The 607-nt window shown below is 75.8% G+C and carries 1 protein-coding gene; it reads left to right on the top strand.

The window, feature by feature from the left end; genetic code table 11:
• The coding region (locus AB8Z75_RS35175; protein ID WP_369209225.1) for a TIM-barrel domain-containing protein at window positions 1-607 on the top strand (607 nt) is incomplete at both ends.

Below are 607 nucleotides of genomic sequence, written 5' to 3' on the forward strand. Positions count from 1 at the left end.
GCTGGGAGGGGCTGCGGGCGGCGCTGTCGCTGGTGCTGGGGCTGGGCCTGTGCGGCGTGCCGTACGCCGGGCCCGACGTCGGTGAGGCGGCGGCACAGGTGTCGCCTGAGCTGTATCTGCGGGGGCTCCAGCTGGGCGCGTATCTGCCGCTTTTCCGTACCCGGGCCGCCGAGGAGGCCGAGGGGGAGCCGTGGGAGTCCTGCCCGCAGGTGCTGGACCATGTGCGGGCGGCGTTGGCGGAGCGCGAGCGGCTGGCACCGTACCTGATGACGCTCGCTCAGCTCGCGCACCGCACGGGTGCGCCGTACGTGCGTCCTGTGTGGTGGCAGCACCCGCGGGACCGGCGGCTGCGGGACTGCGAGGACGCGTTCCTGCTGGGGGACGCGCTGCTGGTGGCGCCCGTGTTGGAGCCGGGGGCGCGTGAGCGTCCCGTACGGCTTCCCGCGGGACGTTGGTACGACACCGCCACCACTCGCTCGTACGAGGGGCCGGCGACGGTACGGGTGGCGGCGCCGTTGGGCCGGGTTCCGGTACTGGCCCGCGCCGGTGCGGCGGTGCCGGTACGGGGGCGGGGCGGGGAGACGGAGCTGGAGGTGTGGCCGCCCGC

The organism is Streptomyces sp. PU-14G (assembly GCF_041028275.1).
Taxonomy (GTDB): domain Bacteria; phylum Actinomycetota; class Actinomycetes; order Streptomycetales; family Streptomycetaceae; genus Streptomyces.